This is a genomic window from Acinetobacter sp. TUM15064 (assembly GCF_008980265.1).
Classification (GTDB): Bacteria; Pseudomonadota; Gammaproteobacteria; order Pseudomonadales; family Moraxellaceae; genus Acinetobacter.
Window position 1 is genome coordinate 166,170 of sequence record NZ_BKFU01000001.1, and the last position, 18,468, is coordinate 184,637.

Genomic DNA, 18,468 nt, shown 5'->3' on the forward strand with positions numbered 1-18,468 from the left:
ACGAAAAAATGCCTATCCACAAAAGTTGTTATTAATGTTATGGCTTAATTATTGTCCATCGACCTTGACGCTGAACTTCATCGTCACGGTTTCAGAAGGTGCCAAGGCAAATTTCGAAGACTTCAAATTATTTGTAGTATTCGTCACTGTCCCTTTTGACACAGGTTCTAAAGCCGCAACTGGCGTTGAGCCCAAAGTGGTGTAACTTGGCACTGCATCGGTAATTTCAACATCAGTTACTGCTTGGTTACCGTCGTTCACCGCTTTAATTTGGTAAATGATACAAGCACCTGGTTTTGCCTGAAGAGTCGAAGTACCAAAGCTACCATCTGGCGTACCATCACAAGCAGCATCAAGTGCTTGTAGTTTTTCCAAACGTACCTGACCAATGTTGACTGTGGTCTTGTCTGTTACAGTAACTGCTGTTGGAGCTACCGTACCATTGAGATCACCTGTCGGCGTTACCGTAATGATCGACAAGTCGGCCTGACCTGCTGTTGCATTACTTGGCGCTTCAACTTTGACCAAGATGTTGATACTTTCTTTTGGAGAAAGACCATCTGTACCGTTGGTTGCCGTTAACCATGCATTAAGGTCAGCACCTGTAACCAACTCACTCGCATCTGCAATACCGTCATTGTTTTTATCAACATAAACAGAAGTTACAAAGCCTGTATTTGATGGATCATGCGTAACTGTAAACGGAAGTGTGCTACCACCAGAAACACCCTCCACAACGTTACCGTTGTTGGTTAAAGTGTGTTTATAAACAATGGTACCACCTGGTGCTACCTGACCTTGTTGGTCGGCCAAGAACGACAGTCCACGTACTGCTTCTACCGTCAAGTGATCTTTCATCTTGTCGGTTAAGCCTGTCGCAGGAGAGTTAATCGTAAAGACGATATCTTGGCTATTAGTAGGAGTCGCATCCGCTGAAGGTGTTACTTTGGCACAGAAATAAGCCGTTGCATTTGGCTGAATTGCGCCTGTGTTGGTTACTTTAGTTGATGTACATACACCACTTGAGTCCGCAACAAAGTATTCAACTGTCCAACCAGATGGCAATGCTTGCTCAGTACCAAAATTATAGTTATCTGATGTTGAACCATGATTTGTTACAGCAATAGGGAACGTAGCCGCCACACCAGGTTTAGTTGTTACGGTAGTTACAACATTACCAGAAACGTAAGCACCCTCACCCGTTAAGCCTGTATCGTCTTCAGTATAGTTTTTATTACCTTTACCGTTACTTAAATCGACTTTTGACGCTGTGATATTGGTAATTCTTAAAGTCACCGTATCTGAAGATGCAGGGGCATGTACAGGTGTAATGGTTAAGATTGTATCTAGACCAGGTGCTGTAATCGGGCCTGTATAACCATTTGGCAAAGTAATACGTGCAGAGATTTCAAGATGACCACCAGATGCCAATGGACCACTATCCACACTTGCATCACCATTAGTATCAGTTAATGGGGTATTACCATCTGATTTTAATAGCTCAACAATAGAACCCGCAGGTAATGCAGATTTATTAACTGTAATGTTATAGGTTTCAGATACGTTACCCAGATTGTGAATCCAGATATCTTCTGTAGAGCTTGAGGCACCAAATAAAACAGGAGAACCTTGTACTGCTGTTGTAGTGATCAAGTCATCTTTAGCGGTATTACCAGATACTTTTTGTGCATCCGAATAAGTATCGGTCGCGTTATCGTTGATCGTACCTGTATAAGTAGACTGTACAGTGACATCATACGGGTTAGTTGGTTGAGAAGTCTCAGTGCCTGGACCATCTGGATCAAATGTCGCAATGTTGGTAATTTTTCCTGCAGGAGCAGTACTATCTACCGTCACTTGGAAGGTTAATTTGCCCGTACTGTTGCGCGCCACAGAAGCAAGCACCAACTGCACTTTATTGCTCGTAAATTCGTATTTCGCTGCTGCCGCCGCTTCATCACCAGTCGCATCGGTCAATGCCGCAGTCTGACCGCTCCAACGTGCTGAACCTGCAACATAAGTCACACCTGTAGGTAAAACGTCTTCAATAGTTAAATTGGTTGCGTCTGCATTACCCGTGTTTTTATAGGTTAATTCATACGTTACAGTATCGCCACGTGCCACTGCCGTTACATTGGCAGACTTCGTCACTTGAATGACCGCACCTGAAACAATCGTTACGGTGTCCGTATTCTTTTTGGTTTTGTCTGCTACGACAGTAATGTACGTGCTTGCTGCAGACAGTTCTAATTGACCCGTATTGCCAGCTGTAGCTGTTGCGGCTGTTGTACCAACCACCACCAAGCCTACAGACTCACCAGCATTTAAAGTCACTTTTTGCCCAGCCAAATTCGTACCATTGTCTGGCACACCATCCTTATTCGCATCTAAATAAATAGCAATGTTCGAGAAGTCAAAATTATCCCCTGTCACATTCGCTAAACTTAGCGTGAATTCATCCGTTCCGTTACCCGTATTGGTCAATACGTGCGATAAAGTCACTACACCATTCGGGTTAGCAGTTGCGGTACGGTTCTGCTCAAGTGTGAAGCTACCCACTTGTAATACAGTCGTTTTTACTTCATTTGACGTCACTGTACGTGTAGTCGATGTGCCATCCACATACGATGCCGTAGCAATGTTACTAATATTCGTTCCCGCAGCAGGTGCAGCTGCATGCGTGGCACCTGTAGCGAAGAAAGCAAAGCCACCTAGAACTGTCGCAATAGACAAATAAAGGTTATTTCGCTTTGTTGTTTTCAAATTCATAGACATGAAAGTCCCCCGACTCCATCAGAATGATGTGTGTGAAATTTAGAAATTAATCGTTTGAAGTATTTACTTTGGCTTGCGCGCTAACCGTTACGGCTTTCTTTGCAGGTAGTTCAGCAATTTGCCACTGTAGAGCGCGGTATTCTTTCAATGGGACATTGACTAATTTGCCGTCTACTTTTTTCTTTAATGGCATTGCGGCAAAGTTGACCCCATCTGTGCTTGCTAGTGCACCTGAAGGTAAACTTGAACCCAAATATTGAGTATCCGCAGGGATAGGCAATGTTGCTTTTAAGCTTTTGATATTCCCTGTGGTGTTGTTGGTATAAGTCGCACGATATTCAATGACATCCTGCGGCTTAATCGAGTCTGCAGCTTTAAACTGTGCATTCCCTTTGTTATCGACAACTTTTTTGAAAGCTTTAAGCTGAATAGAGACTGGCTCATTATTGGTTGCTGCAGCTACAGCCATCGCATTGGCTGCAACTCCAACAAACATCAGAGCAATTGTCATTTTTTTCAGCATAGAATTTTTGTTTAACATGATTTTATCCATTGCAAACCAATGCGAATTTTTTGTGACACTAATCACTTTCTTTTAAATTAATGCAACAAATCTCAATGCAATATTAAACAAAAAACACACAAACAACCATACATTATTAAAAAAAAATGTTAACTGGTTCTCCTTAATAAAATACAAAGGGATACATACAGTCACACAATAATATTTATCTTATTGTTATTTATTAATATTTATTTTTTTAGTGAGTTTACATAAGGCAACATTGCTGTGCGATACAAAAACTTACATATATAAAAAAAATACAAAATGTGTAACTCTAGCCTGAATTTGTGCTTTTTATGTGCCACTCTATTGCATAAAATAGGAGCAATACCTGTCTTAAAATCATTCACATCAAATCTTCCATTTAATATATTTTTCAAACAAATACGCATAAATACCACTGAAAAAATATCAAGACGGATGGATAAAAAAAAGCCCCTTTATCTTACTCAGAAAAGGGGCTTTTCACTGCTCAGATGAACTAATTTGGAATCCTGACACAGAAACCAACTTGTCCTTTTTGCTTCGGTGCTAACACACCTGGAATCGTCCATTTTAACTGCCCTGAACTTTCCTGAGTTTGACACCCAGATGCCGTACAAGACATCGTTCCATAGACCGTACCAATTGGAACACTATCCTTTAAAACAATATCAACTAAATTTTTATTTGAATTATTGGTATAGGTGATTTGGTATTCTAAATAATCCCCCTTTGCTGCTTGGTTCGATACTGTAAATGGCGTTGTCTCATTACTCGGTGCTGGGCATGCTGTCGTTTTACGAACCAGTTTACTGATGTTTAAGCCAGCCGTTCCAATCGTCGTAATATCATTAACACTATTCGTTTCCTTCAGCGTTGCTGCAGTATAAGAGGCTTTTGCGTTCACTTTAAAGCTAGCAATGAAACGATCTCCTCCTTGAGCTGTTGTCGGAGAAATCACACGCTGAATCAAACAGACTTTTTCATTGGCTTTCATCGTTCGGCTCGCAAGCAAACTCTCGCCTTGATCTAACTGCCCATTACAGTTGCTATCCACATAAACCAAACTCTGCCAAGGCTGATTATTAGCGGGCTGTTGTTCTTTAGTTTCCGTTAGCGTTTGAACATTCATCACACTCTTAGCAGTTAACTCGTGTGGATAATCCACAACATCTCCCGCCACAATGGTTTTTTGTCCATTTTGGGTGAGAACTAACTGCAACTCGGCATCCCCAAATAAGAAGCCGTCATAACTGGTGACATTATTCGCTTTAGGAATAGTGAACTGATCATTGCTGCTATCAGCGGTCGCTGTGACCGTGCTTGCTTTTGCAGAACTTACCGAGTCAAAACCTGTCACATTACGTTGTACAAGACAAACATTACTACCTCCAGAAAAGACATCTTGTAATGTTTGGATTTTAAAATCGCCATTTGCATTCGTTGTAGTCGAGGCTAGAACCGTTTTGGTACTGCAGTCTTGCAACTCAACCACACTACCCGCTATGCCCACTTCACCTGTATCTACAACAGCGTTATAAGCCTTAGATGTATCTGAGGTCGTTCCGCTATTGTCATTAAACACTCGTCCAGAGAATACATAGCCAGCATTTTTGCTGTTGGTCACACGACAAACAAACTTGGACGCAAATTTCACATTCGCTGCTGGAATCGTTTGAGTCAACCCACTTAAACTACCCAAATTACCTGTACTATTGCCCGAAACAGCTGTATTCGTATCCGTACACTCTACCGTCTTGAGCGAATATAGCGTTGAGGCAGATTCAGCAAAACTAATTGCGGTATTTGGTGTCGCATAAGCCAATAAAGAACCTTGCTCGACAGGAGATGTACTTTTCTTTAAGCGTACCGATTGTGCCGTTCCAACCACTGTTGTCACCACCTCACCACTGGTAATGATTTCAGCATTGCTATTGGTCAAATTTGTAAAAGAGCCAAAGTTGAAGCTATCTGTGCCATTTTCAGATACTTTGTTTATCTCAAATGTTGGCTTTAAACAGGCATTGACTTCATTTAAACCAATACCAATATCATCCCCTGCAACACCAGAACTGGCATAGCTCTGAAACTCTGTGCTCACGACTTTTACACTTGTCACTGTCGTTGGCAATGTAATGGTAAAATTAATTGATCCAGGATCGGTTTGGTAAGACGTCAAAGCATATTCTGCTTGTGCAACTTGTGCTCCATTTAAGGCATTAAAAGTTGCCGTAGTGTTTGAACTTTTACCGGGTGTAACCAACACTGCATAAATAACGCCATCAACCAGCACTCGCATAGTTACACCTGTCGTATTACTACGCGGGCTACCATAAGACCAACTGAGTCGACCTTTTACTTGTAAAGCACCATTTGCTCCTGTGCCATACATCACCGTATTGGGAAGTATGCTTGGATTAGTCCCCGCCGTTTTCAGATCATAACTCTTAGCGGTCAACGTGTTATCAGCATCGTAGCTGGTAAATGCGGTATTCGAGACAAGATTGACAGCCTGACTAGATAGACACTGATTTTGCGAGTTTCCAGTTGTAATGGGCGTATTCTGCGTAATGGTCATGTTCGCAGTTGCACTGTTGTTAGCAGAGTTTCGGTCAAAAACAGTGGTTGAAATAGATGCCGTATTGGCTACAGCCCCAACTTTATAAGCCAACCCTGTTATGGTGAACTCTAAATAATTGACATCTTTCCCATTTGCAGGCAGGTTCAACCCATTCGCAGTTAAACTATTGCTACTTTCTGAAGTGACCATATTTGCAGTTGTTGGGCAAACAGCCGTGCCATACTTGGTACATGTCCAACTTAAACCCGCAATATTTGCAGGAACAGTATCTGTTAATATCGCATCGGTAACTGCCAATGCACCATTATTCCAAGCTTTAATCGTATATTTAACAACATCGCCCGTATTGTAAGTGGTCTTGTCTGATGTTTTTGAAACTTCTAGGTCGGCAGAGGCAAGGACGGTATCTTGGTCTGCTGTTGTACATGCACCTGTGGTGGAGTTAAATGAACGGGTAATACCGCTTGCATTTAAGGTCGTACAACTAACACCAGTGGATGAACCAAGTGTTGGCAGTTCAACTGTCGCTGTATTAGTAACTGTACTGCCTGCGGCCGCATCCACACGTGCAGTAACTAAAATTTCATAGAATTCACCAGCAGCTAAAGCTCCAGTATCAATCGAGCCCAAACCACTGAGAGCTGGGGCAGTGGTACATTTATTATTGGCAGCTGTACTACTACAGGCCACAGCTGTGGCGGTTAAGCCTGTCCCGACTACATCTTTCAGCAAGGTTCCTGTATACGTATCAGGCCCAGTGTTGGTCACACGAACGGTATAGATCGTTGAGTCACCTGAATAGACTTGAGTTTTACCATTGGTTTTAGAAACAACTAAATCCCCAACCATCGAGTCAACACTAGAACTGCTAAACACAAAAGCATCACGTAAGGTACTATCATTTGATCCCTTCGTAATGTTTCCAGATGTTTTGTCCGTACGTACATAGACATTAAATTTCAAAACTGTAATCGGAGCAGAAGTTAAAACCTGAATACTTCCAGATGCCCCACCATCACTAGCCGTTGGGCCAAGTGATGTAGAGGTATTACGAATCTCACCATTATTAGTCACAGAAAAGTTGATGCCCGATAAAGCATATACATCACTGACATTCGCAGTTGTTGTTAATTTAAACTGTGCAGAAATACCAAAACGATCAACAACCTGACCATTACTTGTAGTCGTTCTCACCCCCCCCAATCCAGAGATATTAATGATTGGATTTCTAACAGGTCTATCCCAAGTTAAAGTCACCTCCCCAGCTTGATAGCCCAACCCATTGTTTACTGTTGAAGTGTTTGCTGCACTGCCAACAAATCGACTGGTATCCACAGTCATACGTAAACCGTAGTTTGAATTAATATCAATCCCTTGGTTGGGTAAAGTCCGAGTAGACGAAAAATGAGAACTAAGAGGACTACCTTGATCAGCCAATCGAGTATATACAGCTAATGCAGAACTACTCGCTGTAGAATCTGCACCAAACACCAAAGCTGGCGCATTATTTGAATCGTAGAGTTGATTTGTTAATGTGTAATCAACATTGATTTTTGGAAAATAATTTAAGGAACCAGTATTATCATTCGGGTTATTTGCATTAAATACATAGGTATTTCTTTGTGCTGATACCGTCCCTCCCACATAAGGTGTTCCTGTATAGGAATTCGACATAATCTCAAGTGTAGGCGTTGCAGCATTTACAAGCGTGACAAAAAGTAAACTCGTAATGAATAATGACAAAGTACGAAGTGTGTGCATGAGTTTGAGCATCTGTGAATGCGTAGCACTGCAATTCCTTGCTTGTTTATTAATTCCCCACATATTTCACCCCAAACTCTAAGCTATGACTTTCATTGCTTTTTATTGCCGCAACTGAACCCTTAATTGCACCCGACTGTCCAAGTGTAGGCGCGCTGAGCGAACCAGACTCACAACTTGTACAAGTTGGTGCTTTACTCATCACCATCGCTTCAGGCGTATAGTCATAAAAATTAAATCGCCCAATGGCCGAAGCCCCCAAGTTTTTCACTGTCAATTGGTACAAAACACATTGCCCAGAACCATCTGAATTACGCGTGATCGGTAACACATTTGAGGTATACGCCGTATCCGCTACACCATCACAATTATTATCCTTGGCTTGTAATTTAGTTAGACGCACAGGCGCACTGGTGATGGTGGTAATATCTGTTGCTGTGTCTAATAACGTACCTGCACTATTTTTTAGGCTAATCACAGAGGTATTTACCACTCCGACCGTGTTATATGCGGTATTCTCAACTTTATTAAAAATACGAATCTGTGCTTTGCTGCTAAGAATAGAAGCATTCACAATAGATAAGTTTTGAATAATCGGGTCAGACGCGTCTAACTGCCCATCATTATTGGCATCATAATAAAGTGTTGTTGTAAAACCAGTTCGATCATTCAATATGCTTAAAGTATCTGTTGTAGATAGCACAGACGTTCCCCACGGTTTTAAAGTGTGGGTATAAACAATACTGCCCCCCGGTGCAATTTGCCCTCGCAAATCAGGTTCTAAACTCACACCCCCTTGACTCGCATTTGAGTTAATCGTAATGGCGTTTTGAATCACGTCATAACCATTACTTGGCGCTGAGGTCGGCAAACTAGAAGAAGCCACTTTAAAATAAATTGGAATCGGTTGTGTTGTCGTTTTGGCATCTGCCCGAATTTCAACCACGGCACAATACAACTGTGACTCGCCGTTGTTGAGCAAACGCGTTGAAGCAATTTCTGCCCCAAGTACCGAACAGTCTGTAGTCGATGTAGCAAAATAGCGTACCGAGCTGACATCGCTTGGCAGTGCCACAGTTGCAAAATTATTGTCTGCATCAGCGCTAAAGTTATATGTGGTCGCTTGACCTGTATGGCGTACCGTGAGTGGAAACACCACCGTTTGATTGTTCACTGCAGCTAAGGTTTTCCACGGCGAACCTCCATTCGACACATTGCCATTTCCTGTACCATTTGCGCTGGCTTCTGGACTATTCATCAAGTCCACCAGACGAGAGGCTGTACTTTGAATCAACGATGTCTGATCTTGTACTGTATCTGTTTTACTACTGTCCGCAATTGATTGTGCTTTAGGTACAATGCTATAGGTCGTGTTGGCTGTATCCACAAAATCCGCGGGGAATGTAAGTTTTACAATAATCGGAAGCTTCGCGCCCGCATCGAGTGACCCCGTATCAACAATGCCGTCATTGTTACTATCAAATAGTGGCGTAACACCATCTGCACGATAGAGTTCCAACACACTGCCTGCGGGTAAATTATGGCTGTTAAAACTTAAATTAAACCGATCAGCCACCGTTCCTGTATTCCAGACATAGTTTTCAAAGACAACAGTTCCACCACTACTCACCGCTGATTTAGTTAGTGTATCTGCGCCACTAACACTATTTGCATCAGCATTGATCACCACCCCATAAGTAGGCTTAATGGTTAATACGGCGGTGTTCGACTGTGTGCTTAAATTTACTGTTGTGGAAAGACCGTCATGGTCATAGTCCATATTGGCCAAGTTTGGAATTTCACCCGGCGCTGTACGCGCCACGCGAACACGGAACTCAATATAACCTTGCGCATTGGCAGGTACATTGGTGATCTGTGCGCGAATCGTTTTACCATCCGTATCAAGATAATAATTGATGCCTGTCGGATCATTTGTCCCTGTCGCAGAATTCAGTGCTTGTCCATTCCAGTTTTCATTACCCGTGACATAGGTCAATTGCGTCGTATCCAACAGGTCGCTGATATTGACTACACCACTGTTATTGCCGTTATTAAAATAGGTTAAACGAACCGTTGCAATATCACCATTTACGACGCTTGTTTTATCAAAACTCTTGGTTAAGCTTAAAACCGCCTGATCGGTGATACGAGATGTATCAATATTATTTTGACTCAGGCTCGGCTGTTGTGTAGACGTCGCTACGAGTTGAATCTGACTGGTGCTATTTACAGCTGCTGTTGAAGGGATGATTGCTTTAATAATCAGGGCAACCGCTTCCCCAGCATTTAAGCTATATTGGGTAATTGGTGTCGTATTATCTGGGACACCATTGCGATCTGCATCCAAATAAATTTCAATATTGTTATGGGTAAAACTGCCACCTGTAACTTGACTTCCCAATAAATTATAAAGATCGCGTTCATTGCCTGTATTGGTTAAAATATGGTGATAATAAACCGCCTGACCCGGACGTACATATTCCGTGCGGTTATCCTTTAAACTGAGGTTATAAACTGGAATCACCGTGGTTTGAACCAAGTTGGAACGTGCCACTTGAACTACGGTAGAGCCTTCTTCTTTGTATTCACCCACCGCCATGTTACTGATGACCAAAGCATCAGCTAAAACCCACGTCGACGCAGTTGCCCCCAATAAGCCCAACATCGCCATACGCAAATTTCGAATCATTTTCTTTTCTGCAAACATTTTCCGAACCTACGCTTAAGGGTTAACACGAATAACAAAGTAGAAATTGGCTTCTTGATTTGGATCTAAACTACTTACCAAAGCGGAAACTTTGTCACCTGAAGATAAATTTGTTCCAGTCGGAACAATGACTGGCGTGCCTACTAGGCTGGTATAGGCTGGGACAACATCATTAAATTGCACATTTTTCACCACGGAACTACCATCATTTTTCAGCGTTAGCTTATACACTACACACTGGTTCGGCTTAACCGAAACCAACTGAGTGGAATAACTCAAAGATGCTAAATTACTGGTTGTACAGCTACTATTCACAGCTTGTGTTTTCAGTAGTTGCAGATGCCCTGTTGCAACCGTGGTTACGTCAGTATTTTTTAAGTTCTCTAAATGAATGCCATTAAAGTCAGAAATCTCGACTAAAATATCAGCCTGACTCACGACCCCTTCAGTTGCAGAAGGCGCTGCTTGAACTTTGAGTAATAACTGAATATCAGCCTGAACCACTAAACCCGTACTACCCAAAAGCTGATTTAAACTGGTTGTTGCGCTTATAATTTGGTCTGCACTATCAATTTGACCATTTTTATTCGAATCATAATAAAGGGTATAAACAAAGCCATCATTTTTCAGTGGAACCACTTTCAAATTCACTTGAGAACCTGCATTTGCACCTTCTGCCATATTGCCCAAATTCTTTAAAGTATGCGCATAGACAATTGTGCCGCCCACACTTACCTGACCTTGCTGATCATTGGTTAACGTGAGTACGCGTGCCACATTACTTTCAATTTGGTTCTTAATGGAGTCCGCTTGTTGATTGACAGGCGATTGAATCGCAAACCAAATTGGTGCTGTAAAATTCTGTTGGCTTGCATCAACATCAACCACCGCACAATAGCTCTTGCTCGCACCCGCAGCTAAAGTACCTGTATTGGTAATCTGCTTACCCACCGTTTGACAGCTGGCATCCCCCTCATAAAATTTGACGCTAAAACCCGTTTTGCTGGTCGGCATGATATTGGCTACATCAATCACGCTAAATGAAGCATACACATTATAGTTATTGGCTTGAGTTGAATTATTCTTTGCCACCAAAGGAAAAACGGCTTTCCCGGAAACCACTTTAACTGTCCGCAAAGGTTGGCCTGCACTATCCACGACACCCACACCTAATCCCGACTGATCGGCGTTGTATAAGTCACTACTGCTGGATGCTGCTGTTAAGCTTGTAATTTGGTTTCGAATTGGGTCAGAGGCGGAGCTCGAAGCAATGGATGTCGCAACCACATCAATATTGATATCACTGACACTGCTGGTACACCCCGTAGAAGCAGACACCCCAAGCTGAATTTGTTTCACTGCTGCATTGGAAATTGAACCCGTATCCACTTTACCGTCGCCATTGGTATCTGTGAGTAAGGTTTTTCCATCCTGTGTGTAAAAATTAACTTTGGCACAGCTAGGCAAATTACTTGAGCTATAGCTTAAATTATAAGTATCTGTCGTATTACCAACGTTCCAAACATAGTTGTTAAAGAAAACTTCTTGGCCGGGTTTTAAACTGGCTTGGATCACCAAGTTATCTGGACTGCTATTCGGGTTGCCTAAGTTCGTTGCTGAACTGGATTTATTATTTAAAACCACACCATAGACAGCCGCCAAGTTATAAATCACGGTATTGGAAAAACTGCTTAGTTTTACAGTGGTGTTATCCGTGTCATATTGCACAAAACCTGCTGTGTTTGGAATTTTATTGGCAGCACCTTGTTTGACTTTGGCTTTAAAACTGAGTGTGCCTGATGTGAGTGGTGCAACCGCTGCAATATTCGCTTCGAGACTCTTTCCATCCGCTTTGAGCTGATAAGCAATCCCTGTATTGGCCGATGCTTCTGTATCATTAGCATCGGTTAATGCCGTGGTATTTTGGTTCCAGATTGCTGAGCCTGCGACATACTCTAAAGAATCATCCAATACATCTTGTAATACCACACGACGTGTTGCTGTCCCTGTATTTCGATAGGTCAAGGTATAGGTAATCTGATCCCCTATATTTCCTTCGCTTGCACTCTGGGCCTTCATCAGTGAAATCACAGCATCATCGACTACGCGAATCGTATCTGTGACTTGTGCAGAAAGCGTCGTATTTTGCTGGCTCACCGCTTTAAGATCTAAACTACTAAGCTGATTAAACGACACACTGGTCGGAATACTGCCCACTATCACGATAGCTAAAGATTGACCCGCATTTAGCTCAATTGAACCTGTCAATAAGTCTTCGGTATTGTCTGGTAAACCATTTTGATCGCGGTCTGCATAGACCTTAACATTACTTAAATCAAAATTATCGCTATTACTTTGCACCAAGCTAAGTGAATATTGATCAGTCGTGTTACCCGTATTGGTTAACACATGTGGAAGGTTTACCACGCCACCAATCACACCATATTGGTTTTGATTTTGTACTAAAGTTAGTGCATAGGTTTTTTGCACTTCCAATGCCACAGGATTGGAATTAACCAATAAGACATTCCCCATCTCATCAGTATAGTCCCCAGACGCAACGTTAGAAATATAGCTTCCAGGCTGCGGAAATGCGTGTGCTTCTAATGAAAAAAAAAATATAAACGTCAGAGCAGAAAATTTCTTTTTGTTAATTTTCATATGAATTAGCCAGCAAAAGTACAAACTATGTCACAATTCTATACTATTTTGTATCATAGTTGTTATTGTGTTTACACATTTATGAGATAAATTTTGTACAGCGCCATTTCGTAATTTATCCATCATTCAAAGCTGGTCGAACTACAGATATAAATGACCGATATATCCAACTCAACATCCCCCCTTCAGCCGCTTACAACCTCCAAAGCAGAAGGCACATAAAAGCAAACCCTGATGGCTACCCTATCCTCTTTGCGCAAAAAACAACGCCCAATGAAATTCATTGGGCGTTGATGTGGAACAAGACTCAATCTAATTCAAAACTAAGCCTTCTAGCGAATAAGCTTACAACGTATGTTGATCCTTGACATCTTCAAGAACATCATCGAGCTCTTCTGGATTTTTCATTAAATGTAGAATAGACAAAATCAGTCCACCCCATAAAAATACCATTGAAATAATCATCATCACGATTGCTGAAGTATTCATATATGCTCTCCTAGCGATCTTTCATTTTACTGAGTATGACTGCAACGACAGCACAGAAAATCACACTGCCCCACCCAAAGACGCCTTGTAGACTCATGCTATAAGTATCGTAACCATTTTTCACCAAGTTAAATACAGTCATGCTCAACGTGATTAATAAGATCAGCGAAGTAATAACTGTTAAAGTGAAATCCCAGCCTTTACCCAATTGAATGGTCGAAATACGGTTTACGTGATCACGAAGCTCACGTAAAGCAGAGCGCTTAAACCAAGCCACACTGATAATCGACAACAATGCACCACCGATAATCCCAATATTATTGATAAAGTGATCCACGATATCTACCAATTTAATCGCATTCACACTTGAGAATAAGATCACCGATACCAGTGCACTACCACCACCAATAATGGTCACTGCTTTTTTACGGCTCCATTTTAGCTTGTCCTGCATCGCAGCAATTGGTACTTCCAAGATACTCACCATGGAAGAAATACCTGCGACAAACAATGACGAGAAGAACAACAGACCGAATAAATCAGCACCTGCACCCAAGCTTGAAATGATTTTTGGAAACGCAATAAATGCCAGACCAATACCACCACTGACGACATCTTGTACTTCTTTACCCGCCGCATGTGCCATAAAGCCCAATGCTGCAAAAATACCAATACCCGCCAAGATTTCAGTTGAAGCATTGGCAAAACCAACGATCAGACCCGAACCCGTTAAGTTAGTTTTCGGCTTTAAGTAAGAGGAATATGTCACCATGATCCCGAAGCCAACGGAAAGCGAGAAGAAAGTATGACCATAAGCCGCCAACCACACTTTATAGTCCATCATCGCCGACCAGTTCGGTGTAAAGAATGCATTTAAGCCTTCTGCTGCACCTGGTAAACGAAGCGATTGCACCACTAAAATGGTAAATAAAACAAATAACAGAGGCATGAAAATCTTATTCGATAATTCCACACCTTTTTTCACCCCACCAAACAAAATAATTAAGGTCAGTGCCCAAATTCCCACGATTGGCCAAAATAAATGACTCACAAACTGTAAATCGAAACCCGTTGCTTTCGACGTTTGTAAGTAGGTATTAAAGAAGAAACTTTCAGGGTCGCTGCCCCAAGCCTGACCAATCGAGAAGTAAACATAGCTTCCCGCCCACGTCAGTACGCTGGCATAGTACAAACCAATGATGATACACACACAGACTTGCCACCAACCTAATGTTTCACCGCCTTTAAACAAAGCCCGATAGGCTTTAGGCGGAGAACCTGTACTGCGATGCCCTGTTGCATAGTCTAAAAATAACAGGGGTAAACCTGCCGTAATCAACGCCAATAAATAGGGGATAAGAAAGGCACCACCGCCATTTTCATAAGCAACATAAGGGAAACGCCAAATATTACCTAAGCCTACAGCCGAACCTACAGCTGCAATAATAAAACCAGATCGTGATGTCCAGTTTTCACGAGTTCCTGACATAAAACACCTAAACCTAGACACTTTTTAACTGCTTTTTATTTGCTTATCTCGCAAGTAAAAAGTGCCATACAATATTAATCTTGAGTGTTTGATTTAGCTTCGACCTTTTGGGTACCCGGTTCTAAATGACAAACAGAGAAGTTTTCACAAGACCTTGGTTAAAGTGTGTCGATTAAACTTCCCTTTTATATGGTTCAACAATACTCACTTTTATAAAAATATTCTGTAATTTCTGCTTCAAATATTCCATTTTTATAATATGTACTGATTCAACCGTTCAATTTATCAGCTTATTTATTGTACTGTTTTGGTTATGAATTAACAAACTTTTTAGAATGATTTGTTTCCATTATTTATTAGCTAAACTATTTAGAGGAATCACAAAAGCCAAAGTAGCAATGAGCACATCTCATATATTCTAATTATCTCTATTACGCCATATTTGAAAAATATATTTTTCACGTTTTTATTCAAATATTATCAGAGAAGAAGATAAACCCATGATCATGTGACCTATGTGTTAAAACTATAAACCATTGTCCTCCCCTTATCTCACCTACATTATCCATATCCTCATTTCTTTAGTATCGAACAGATATTGAGCAGTCCATTTCATTCTGAATAAAATTAAAATTGCTTAAAATAGAAGCTCTCCAACATCAGTAGATCTTCTATGATCCCAAGTTAAATCGCTCCAAAAGCCTATTTATTTACATGAAGAATATTCCTATTTTATGAAAAAATCATTTTTGTCAGTTTAGGCTTACATGCATCGTCGTTAAACCCGCTATGACACACATCGCTCATCACGTATATTTAAAACATCAGGAGACAGGACGTTTCCCAAACGAAAAACAACAATAATCAGTTTGAGCATCAGGATGTGAGATATGACAGGAGTTGTATCTAAGCACTGAAATACAAAGAAACCTCGACAGGATGTCGGGGTTTCTTTTTATTTACCTATATATATTAAAGTTTAATATAGGTTCGAAAGCCTCGGCTTGCATAGTATGAGGCAGCACCATTGTGATAGCTAAATGTCCGCCCATAACGTCGATCACAGAAAATCGCTCCACCCTGTTGGCGTAGTTCATTTGGTGTTTCGACCCAACTGGATGTTTTCAAATCAAAACTGAACAATTGCTGTAAAGCATAATACTGAGATTCAGTCATAAGCATCACAGCATGTTCTTTAACCCAATCCATCACCGTATTTTCAGGAGGATGATCTTTACGCGTGAGTAAAGCCTCCTGGTCATAGCACATACTCCGCCGCCCTTTTGGCGATTCAAGTGCACAGTCAAAGAAATACAATGCTTGAGTATTCGGCAATACAGCCACATCTGGCTCACCACCACTAAGCTCCATGTGATGTAATGACCATAACTTATCTGGCTGCCCTAAAAGTTGTTCATGGATATCTGCCCAGCGGATATGCTCATGACGTTCCATATGTGTCTGAAAGCGTTGTTTCAAAATTTTGAATAGATTATTGGCTTGTTGAGGGTCGAGTTGCTGATGCACTTTAGTCATTCTTCTTATCCTGCTTATTTTAAGCATCTATGAGCATAACATTGGCCATGCAAATTGAGCACATCACTCGCATTACGTTGTTGTTCAAAAATAAAAGGCCCTCTGTTTGAGAGCCTTTTATTTCATTCATATCATCAAGACGGTGCCTTGACTGAGCTTGAAACTTTCACTTGAGACGTTACAGTTTCTTCAGCGTTATTCAGACGAATGAAAGAGACGGCAATTGCAGCAATAATTGCTGGAATAGCAACTGCAATAAAGTTCATTTTATGCGGTAGCTCCATTCCCAGCAGCACCCCAATGACAATTGGTCCGACAATCGCACCAACACGCCCAATGCCAGATGCCCAACCTAAACCTGTTGAACGAACAGCCAGCGGATAATACTGCGCTACATAACTGTATAATAAAATACTACAGCCTATCGACGCAGCTCCTGCAAGAGCAACCAATAGATAAATCACAGGCTGGGGTGAATTAAAACCTAAACCAACAAGCGCGACTGCGCCAACAATCAACATACTGATAATGACAGGTTTCAAGTGGAAACGGTCTGCAAGAATACCCCCTCCTGCTGTTCCAATCACCGCACCAATATTCAAAGAAAGTAAAAACATCAAACTACTCCCCATCGAATAACCCGCAGCCATCATTAGTTTTGGTAACCAACTGCCTAAGGCATACACCATCAATAAGCACATGAAAAAGCAGCACCAAAATAAGATAGTGCCTCTAGCACGGCCATTCTTAAACAAGGCAGCGACAGACGCATCTGGCACTTTTGCTTCATTCAAGATTAAAACAGTATTTGGCGACACCGTCTCGTCAGGAACCAAACGTTGAATAATATTACGTGCTTTTTCAGTTTGTTGAGCTTTCACCAAAAAAGTGACTGATTCAGGTAAGAATTTCCATAAAATTGGGATAAAAAGTAATGGAATACCTGCAATGAAGAACATAATTTTCCAGCCAAACGTCGGGGTGAATGCTGCACCTAACAATGCCGCCATAATGCCACCCATGGCATAACCACTAAACATGGCTGTCACCAAAGTGCTGCGAAATTTTTGTGGAGCATATTCCGAAGTCAGCGCAACCAAATTAGGTAAAACCCCGCCAATCCCAAGACCAGCAATAAAACGTAAAATACCAAACTCAGTAGGTGTTGATGCAAAACCACCTGCAAACGTGAAACCGCTAAACAAGGTGACACAGATAATAATAACTTTTTTTCGGCCAATTTTATCCGCCAACATCCCAAATAGCATTGCGCCAAACATCATACCTGCTAAAGCAGTACTGGCCAGCATACCAGCCTGTACTGCCGTCATTCCCCACTCTTTCATTAAGAGCGGTAAAGCAACGCCATTAATGGCTAAATCATAACCGTCAAATAAGACGACAAATAAACACCATAAAACAACCGTTAGATGAAAGGGTTTAAACTTCGCCTGATCGATTACAGCATTTACATTCATTGTTGTCGCTGTCATTTTTTCCTCACCTCCAATTGTGAGCTTTATTATAAAAAGTGAATCATTGTTCACTTTTATATAAAATGAATCATTATTCATTTTTTGTCTATAAATAAAGCAATCAAAACTGCACTTTTTGGAAAAACTAGACTAAAGTTGTATAAAAATGCGGTAAAACGATTTGCACTTTTTCAAATTCTTTGATAAATGGTAGATATTTCACATAATTTTAATTTATATAAATGTATTTTTGTATAATTTAGCGCATATTCTCCGCTCTCATTCTCTTCTTTCCTCTATATTTCGCTAACCGCATAATAAAAAAAGCCCCCTAACTTAATCGTTAGGGGGCTTTTGAATAATGAGCTGGCGATGACTTACTCTCACATGGCAAACGCCACACTACCATCAGCGCTAAGAGGTTTCACTTCTGAGTTCGGGAAGGGA

The 18,468-nt window shown here is 41.3% G+C and carries 9 protein-coding genes; all 9 read right to left on the bottom strand.

From position 1 onward, the window contains the following. Positions 1-48: 48 nt before the first annotated feature. Complete coding sequence (locus GBI16_RS00740) at positions 49-2,775, bottom strand: DUF11 domain-containing protein (protein WP_151706322.1); 2,727 nt, start codon at positions 2,773-2,775, stop codon at positions 49-51. A gap of 46 nt (positions 2,776-2,821) precedes the next feature. Further along, the gene (locus GBI16_RS00745) at positions 2,822-3,316 is read right to left on the bottom strand and encodes a hypothetical protein (RefSeq protein WP_086210375.1); all 495 of its coding nucleotides are present in this window, start codon (positions 3,314-3,316) and stop codon (positions 2,822-2,824) included. Between the two features lie 505 nt (positions 3,317-3,821). Next, positions 3,822-7,727: a DUF11 domain-containing protein gene (locus GBI16_RS00750; RefSeq protein ID WP_151706323.1), complete on the bottom strand. Its 3,906-nt coding sequence runs from the start codon at positions 7,725-7,727 to the stop codon at positions 3,822-3,824. Continuing rightward, entirely contained in the window at positions 7,714-10,371 is a 2,658-nt protein-coding gene (locus GBI16_RS00755; RefSeq protein ID WP_151706324.1) for a DUF11 domain-containing protein, read from the bottom strand. Before GBI16_RS00755 ends, GBI16_RS00750 begins: the two co-directional genes overlap by 14 nt. A gap of 15 nt (positions 10,372-10,386) precedes the next feature. Further along, positions 10,387-12,906, bottom strand: a complete 2,520-nt coding sequence (locus GBI16_RS00760; RefSeq protein WP_228267788.1) for an isopeptide-forming domain-containing fimbrial protein — start codon at positions 12,904-12,906, stop codon at positions 10,387-10,389. A gap of 471 nt (positions 12,907-13,377) precedes the next feature. Next, entirely contained in the window at positions 13,378-13,521 is a 144-nt protein-coding gene (locus GBI16_RS00765) for a methionine/alanine import family NSS transporter small subunit (protein ID WP_086210379.1), read from the bottom strand. A 10-nt stretch (positions 13,522-13,531) separates the two neighbouring features. After that, positions 13,532-15,010: a sodium-dependent transporter gene (locus GBI16_RS00770; protein WP_086210380.1), complete on the bottom strand. Its 1,479-nt coding sequence runs from the start codon at positions 15,008-15,010 to the stop codon at positions 13,532-13,534. A 972-nt stretch (positions 15,011-15,982) separates the two neighbouring features. Continuing rightward, positions 15,983-16,546, bottom strand: coding sequence for a DUF4256 domain-containing protein (locus GBI16_RS00775; protein WP_086210381.1), 564 nt, complete (start codon positions 16,544-16,546; stop codon positions 15,983-15,985). A gap of 134 nt (positions 16,547-16,680) precedes the next feature. Further along, positions 16,681-18,039 (bottom strand): MFS transporter, encoded by a 1,359-nt coding sequence (locus GBI16_RS00780; RefSeq protein WP_086210382.1) that lies wholly within the window; start codon positions 18,037-18,039, stop codon positions 16,681-16,683. Between the last annotated feature and the right edge of the window lie 429 nt (positions 18,040-18,468).

Coding starts and splice junctions, on each gene's coding strand:
- GBI16_RS00740 (WP_151706322.1), bottom strand. CDS start 2,775: ATGTCTATGAATTTGAAAACAACAAAGCGAAATAACCTTTATTTGTCT.
- GBI16_RS00745 (WP_086210375.1), bottom strand. CDS start 3,316: ATGTTAAACAAAAATTCTATGCTGAAAAAAATGACAATTGCTCTGATG.
- GBI16_RS00750 (WP_151706323.1), bottom strand. CDS start 7,727: ATGTGGGGAATTAATAAACAAGCAAGGAATTGCAGTGCTACGCATTCA.
- GBI16_RS00755 (WP_151706324.1), bottom strand. CDS start 10,371: ATGTTTGCAGAAAAGAAAATGATTCGAAATTTGCGTATGGCGATGTTG.
- GBI16_RS00760 (WP_228267788.1), bottom strand. CDS start 12,906: ATGGGGAATGTCTTATTGGTTAATTCCAATCCTGTGGCATTGGAAGTG.
- GBI16_RS00765 (WP_086210379.1), bottom strand. CDS start 13,521: ATGAATACTTCAGCAATCGTGATGATGATTATTTCAATGGTATTTTTA.
- GBI16_RS00770 (WP_086210380.1), bottom strand. CDS start 15,010: ATGTCAGGAACTCGTGAAAACTGGACATCACGATCTGGTTTTATTATT.
- GBI16_RS00775 (WP_086210381.1), bottom strand. CDS start 16,546: ATGACTAAAGTGCATCAGCAACTCGACCCTCAACAAGCCAATAATCTA.
- GBI16_RS00780 (WP_086210382.1), bottom strand. CDS start 18,039: ATGACAGCGACAACAATGAATGTAAATGCTGTAATCGATCAGGCGAAG.